At 72.7% G+C, this 5,681-nt stretch carries 4 protein-coding genes and 2 pseudogenes; 4 read left to right on the top strand and 2 right to left on the bottom strand.

Going from position 1 to position 5,681, the window contains the following annotated elements; translation table 11 throughout:
- Window positions 1–133 precede the first annotated feature (133 nt).
- The 4 genes and pseudogenes from JHD63_RS21515 to JHD63_RS21530 form a co-directional block, all read left to right on the top strand.
- Window positions 134–769: pseudogene (locus tag JHD63_RS21515) on the top strand (tripartite tricarboxylate transporter substrate binding protein); the annotation flags it as partial.
- A 243-nt stretch (window positions 770–1,012) separates the two neighbouring features.
- Window positions 1,013–1,378, top strand: a pseudogene (locus JHD63_RS21520) (Bug family tripartite tricarboxylate transporter substrate binding protein); the annotation flags it as partial.
- A gap of 60 nt (window positions 1,379–1,438) precedes the next feature.
- Window positions 1,439–2,872 (top strand): metallophosphoesterase, encoded by a 1,434-nt coding sequence (locus JHD63_RS21525; protein WP_198972843.1) that lies wholly within the window; start codon window positions 1,439–1,441, stop codon window positions 2,870–2,872.
- Window positions 2,869–4,116, top strand: a complete 1,248-nt coding sequence (locus tag JHD63_RS21530) for a cytochrome-c peroxidase (RefSeq protein WP_198972844.1) — start codon at window positions 2,869–2,871, stop codon at window positions 4,114–4,116. Before JHD63_RS21525 ends, JHD63_RS21530 begins: the two co-directional genes overlap by 4 nt.
- A gap of 65 nt (window positions 4,117–4,181) precedes the next feature.
- Here the strand turns inward: JHD63_RS21530 and pyrF are convergent, their stop codons facing one another.
- Window positions 4,182–5,006, bottom strand: coding sequence for an orotidine-5'-phosphate decarboxylase (pyrF, locus tag JHD63_RS21535; protein WP_198972845.1), 825 nt, complete (start codon window positions 5,004–5,006; stop codon window positions 4,182–4,184).
- An 11-nt stretch (window positions 5,007–5,017) separates the two neighbouring features.
- The coding region (locus JHD63_RS21540; RefSeq protein WP_233168527.1) for a uracil-DNA glycosylase family protein at window positions 5,018–5,681 on the bottom strand (664 nt) is incomplete at its 5' end.

The raw sequence follows: 5,681 nt of genomic DNA on the forward strand, positions 1-5,681 counted from the left end.
TCATCCGAGCTCGGGCTCGCAGGAGACACAGGCTGCGCGGCGGTGAGTCAACCCGTTCAGCGGTCAAGGCCGGCCTCACCACCTTGACGACTGAAGTTTGAATGATCTGAGACATGTAAGGAGACAACACACCATGAAGACCCGTCGCGCCTTGCTGGGCACGGCGGCTGCGCTCTGCGCGGCCGCCGCCCTGCCCCTGCCCGCCCAGACCCTCGACTACCCGGCACGCCCGGTCACCATCGTCACGCCCTTTGCGGCGGGCAGCGGGCCAGACGCGGTGCTGCGCCTGGTCACCGAGCGCCTGTCCAGGCAATGGGGCCAGCGCGTGCTGATCGACAACAAGCCCGGCGGCGGCGGCTTCATCGCCATCGACACGGTGCGCCGCGCCGCGCCGGACGGCTATACGCTGCTGCAGCTCGACAGCGAGCACATCGCCGCGCTGCCGCACCTCTACAAGTCGCGCAACTTCGTCACGCTGCAGCACTTCGACCCGGTCGCGTCGCTGTTCCGCACGCCCTTCCTGATCGCGGTGCCGACCGACTCGCCCTGGCGCAACGTGGCCGACCTGGTCGCCGCGGCCAAGGCCAGGCCCGGCCAACTGAGCTACGGCTCCTGGGGCGTCGGCAGCCCGGGCCACCTGGGCGCGCAGCAGCTCGAAGCCATGACCGGCACGCACATGCAACACGTGCCCTTCCGCGAGGTGAGCCAGCTCTACGCCAACGTAGGTTCAGGCGAGCTGCCCTGGGCCTTTGCCAGCATTCCGTCGAGCTAGGAGGCTGTCGGGCTTGCGCATGACCCTGCGTTGAGCGACAGAGTGCGCGGGCAAGGCGCCCAGCACAAGCTGCACCGGGGTGCAGCGAGCATGGGCAACGCCGCCTGCGTGCTCTGTCGCTCAACCCTTCGGGCCGCCGCCTGGGGCTGCCAGGCCGCGTTGCGGGCTCGTTGAGTGGCTCGCCACACGGCCTCCCCCGCGCCTTGCCTGGCAGCCCCAGGCGGCGGCGCAGGGTCATGCGCAAGCCCGACAGCCTCCTGGGGCATCTACAAGGCCGGCAAGCTGCGCTACATCGCCATCGCCGCGCCGCAGCGCATACCGCAGATGCCCAACGTGCCCACCGTGGCCGAGGCCGGCGGCCCGCAGGGGCTGGAGGTCTACTCCTTCGTCTCGCTGGTGGCGCCCAAGGGCCTGCCACCGGCCGTGGCGGCCAGGATCAACGCCGACGTCGCCAAGGCCATCGCCGAGCCGGAGATCCGCGCGCGCTTCGACACCTTCGCCTTCGAGCCGCTTGCCTGGTCGCCCGACGAGATCCGCCGCCAGGCCGAGATCAAGTCGCAGCTCTATGGCGAGCTGGTGCGGCGGGGCAATATCAGCCTGGAGTAACCGGCCTGTCATGGAAGGACCGCAGCATGGGCGAACAACTCCCTACAACAGGTTCGCCCCATGCAAGCTCTCCTTTGCGCGCCACGCGCGCCCCTCGCGCTGGCACTGGCCGCCGGCGCCGCCGCGGCCGTCCTCGCCTCCTGCGGCGGCAGTGATTCGGTGGTGGCCAGCACCGCCGACCCGCAGGTCAAGGCGGCCTGGGTCGAGGTGGGCGCCAACGGGCAGACCATCGTGCGCGCCATCACCGCGGCCAGCGCGTGCCCGAAGATCGCGATCGACGGCATCGTCGGCAGCATGACGCTGCGCGCCGCCGCGGCCACGGTGCCGCAGCGCACGACGGCGAGCGACCCGGCCGACTCCAAGCCCTCGGCCTTTCCGGTCACCACCTGCGAGAGCCTGCCCAGGGCGGGCACGAGCGAGGTCTTCGTGGCCGGGCGCAGCCTGCCGCTGCCCAAGGCGCAGCCGCAGCGCATCGCCGTGCTGGCCGATACCGGCTGCCGCATGAAGAAGGCCGACAACGCCTGGCAGGCCTGCAACGACGGCAACGCCTGGCCCTTCGCCGCCATCGCGGCCACGGCCGCGGCCATGAAGCCCGATCTGGTGCTGCACATCGGCGACTACCACTACCGCGAGAACGCCTGCCCGAGCGACATCGCCGGCTGCAAGGACAGCCCCTGGGGCTATGGCTGGGACACCTGGGAGGCCGACCTGTTCAAGCCCGGCGCGCCGCTGCTGGCGGCCGCGCCGTGGATCGTGTCGCGCGGCAACCATGAGGAATGCGCGCGCGCCGGCCAGGGCTGGGCGCGCTTCCTCGACGTGCGCGCCTTCGACCCGTCGATGAGCTGCGACAGCCCTGCCAACGACAACAGCGCCAACTTCAGCGACCCGTACGCCGTGGCCTTGGGCAGCGACACCCAGGTGGTGCTGTTCGACTCGGCCAAGGCCGGCACCGCCCCCTTTGCGGCGACCGACTACCGTTTCCCGATCTACCAGGCGCAGTTCCGCAAGGTGGCGGCGATCGCGGCGGACGCCGGCAAGACCACGCTGTTCGCCAACCACCACCCGATCCTGGCCTTCGCGCCGATCGCCGGCGGCGCGCCGGCACCGGGCAACGCCGGCCTGCAGGCGGTGATGAAGACGCTCTATCCCACGGCCTACTACCCCGAGGGCGTGAAGATCGCGCTGCACGGCCACGTGCACGACTTCCAGGCGCTGAGCTTCAGCAGCGCACACCCGGCCACCTTCGTCACCGGCAACGGCGGCGACAACGTGGACGTGAACCTGCCCGACCCGTTCCCGGCCGGCACCGCGCCGGCCCCGGGCGTGGTGCTGGACCGCATCACGCACACCAACACCTTCGGCTTCATGATGATGGAGCGCAGCGGCTCGCAGTGGCTCTACAAGGCCTATGCCCGGGACGGCAGGCTGCTGACCACCTGCGTGCCCGCGGGCTCGAAGATCCGTTGCGACAAGACCGGCTTCCTCGCGCCATGAGGCGCGGCGCGGCGGCCCTGGCGCTGCTGGCGGGCTGCGTGGGCGCGCTGCGGGCGCAGCCGGCGCTGGTGGGACGGGTCGGTGACACGCCGCAGTACGCGGCCATCGTGCCCGCGGCGCGCCCGCTGGCCGCGCCGGACCCGGCGCGCGTGGCGCTCGGCCGCCGCTTGTTCATGGACACGCGGCTGTCGCAGCCGCAGGGCACCAGTTGCGCCAGTTGCCACGACCCGGCCAAGGCCTTCGCCAGCTTCAACGGCGGGCGCGACGGCGTGGCCCGCGGCAGCCTGCGCGCGCGGCTGGGCACGCGCAACCCGCCTTCGCTGAGCTATGCGCGCTTCATCCCGCCGCTGTACTTCTACCAGGACGACGATGCGCAGGTGCCCGCACCCTTCGGCGGCCTGATGCTCGACGGCCGCGCCGACACGCTCGCGGCCCAGGTGCGCGAGCCCCTGCTGGCGCGCCACGAGATGAACCTGGGCACGCCGCGGGCCGCGGCCCGGCGCCTGCGCGCCAGCGGCTACGAGGCGGCGTTCGAGGCGCAGTTCGGCGCCGGCGTGCTGCGCGAGCCGCAGCGCGCGCTGCAGGCCTTCGGCAGCAGCCTGCAGGCCTATCTGCAGAGCGAGGAGCTGTCGCCCTTCGATTCGCGCTTCGACGATCTGCTGCGCGGCCGGCCCGCGCTCACTGCGCTGGAGCTGCGCGGGCTGGCGGTGTTCCGCGACCCGGACAAAGGCAATTGCGCCTCGTGCCACAGCGTGAGCGTGACCTCCAGCAACCCCGCGCGCTCGCTGTTCACCGACTTCGGCTACGAGGCGCTGGGCGTGCCGCGCAACCGCAGGCTGCCGGCCAACGCCCGGGCCGGCGCCTACGACCTCGGGCTGTGCCGCACCGCCGAGCAGCGCCGCTGGCCCGACAGCGACGCCTGGTGCGGCTACTTCCGCACGCCCAGCCTGCGCAACGTGGCGGTGCGCAGCCGCTTCATGCACAACGGCGTGTTCGACTCGCTGCGCGACGCGGTGCGCTTCTACGCCACGCGCTCGACCCACCCGGCCGACTGGTACGGACGCCACCCGGTGTTCGACGACCTGCCCCCGGCGCTGCGCGGCAACGTCAACATCGCCTCCACCCCGCTCAACCGCCGCGCCGGCAGCACCCCGGCGATGACGGATGACGACATCGACGCCGTGGTGGCCTTCCTCGGCACGCTCACGGACAGGCGCTACGCCAAGGCCACATCGCCGCCTTAGCTATTATTTTGATAGCTGCAATCCCAGGTAGAACCTGGGCTTCAGGCACTTTTCTTTTGAAATCTTCATCCGCGTGCGGCGTGCAGCACGTCGCGCGTGCGCCGCGCCTCGCGCCGCGCGGCCTCGGCGAAGTCCGTGCCGGACGAGGCGTAGAGGATGGCGCGCGAGGAGCTGACCGCGATCGGCGCGTCGCTGCGCCAGCCGGCGCGCACCGTGGCGGCGGCATCGCCGCCCTGCGCGCCGATGCCGGGGATCAGCAGCGGCACGCTCGGCGCCAGGGCGCGCACGCGCTCGATCTCGGCCGGGTAGGTGGCGCCCACCACCAGGCCGAGCTGCCCGTTGCGGTTCCACGGCCCCTGCACCAGACGCGCCACGTGCTCGTACAGCAGCGGCTCGCCGGGCAGGCCGGCCAGGCGCTGGGCCTGCAGGTCGTCGCCGCCCGGGTTGGAGGTGCGGCACAGCAGGAAGGCGCCCTTGCCCGGGTAGCGCAGGTAGGGCTCGACCGAATCGAAGCCCATGAAGGGCGAGAGCGTGACCGCGTCCGCGTCGTAGCGCTCGAAGGCCTCTTTGGCGTACTGCTCGGCGGTGGAGCCGATGTCGCCGCGCTTGGCGTCGAGGATCACCGGCACCTCGGGCGCCAGCCTGTGCAGCGTGGCGATCAGGCGCTCCAACTGATCTTCCGCGCGGTGCGCGGCGAAGTAGGCGATCTGCGGCTTGAAGGCGATCGCCAGGTCGGCCGTGGCCTCGGCGATGGCGGCGCAGAAGTCGTATATCTTGGAAGCGTCGCCCCGCCAGGCGCCGGGGAAGCGGGTGGGTTCGGGGTCCAGCCCGATGCACAGCAGCGAGCCGTGCCGGCGCTCGGCGGCGCGCAGCTTGTCGATGAAAGTCATGGGCGGCGATTCTACGAAGCGGCCCTGGCCGCCGCGAGCGCCAGCCCCTGGCACAGATCGGCCCAGGCGCGCGCCTTGTCGGCCTGCGCGCGCAGCAGGTAGGCCGCGTCGTAGCTGACCAGCACCGGCACGCCCCGCCAGTCATGCACCTGCCCGCGCAGGCGGCCCAGCGGCTCGCTGGACTGCAGCAGCGACTGCGCGGCCAGCCGGCCCATGGCCAGCACCAGCGCCGGCCGGTGCGCCGCGACGGCCTGCTGCAGGCCCTCGGCCAGTGCGGCGCCCTCGGGCAGCGCGCCCGCATCGCGCGCCACGGCCGCGCCGAAGACACGCGCCCGCCGGTGCAACTGCGCCGCGCGCAGCATGTTGTCCAGCAGCCGGCCGGCATCGCCGGCCAGCAGCTCGCCGCCGGGGCTCTCGCTCAGCACCAGCCAGGTGGGCAGGGCCGCGTCCTCGGGCAGCGGATAGAGCGCCTTCCACGCGCCCAACTGCACGCCCGGGGCGGCAGCGGGCCGGGCCGGTGCCGGCACCGGCGCCACGGCCGCGCGCGCGGTGGGCGGCCTGTCTCTTATACACATCTGACGCTGCCGACGAAGAGAACCGGGGGGGGGTGTGGGGGGGGGGGGGGGGGGGGGGGGGGGGGGGGGGGGGGGGGGGGGGGGGGGGGGGGGGGGGGGG

The sequence above is a fragment of the Xylophilus sp. ASV27 genome, from assembly GCF_016428875.1.
GTDB lineage: Bacteria > Pseudomonadota > Gammaproteobacteria > Burkholderiales > Burkholderiaceae_C > Xylophilus.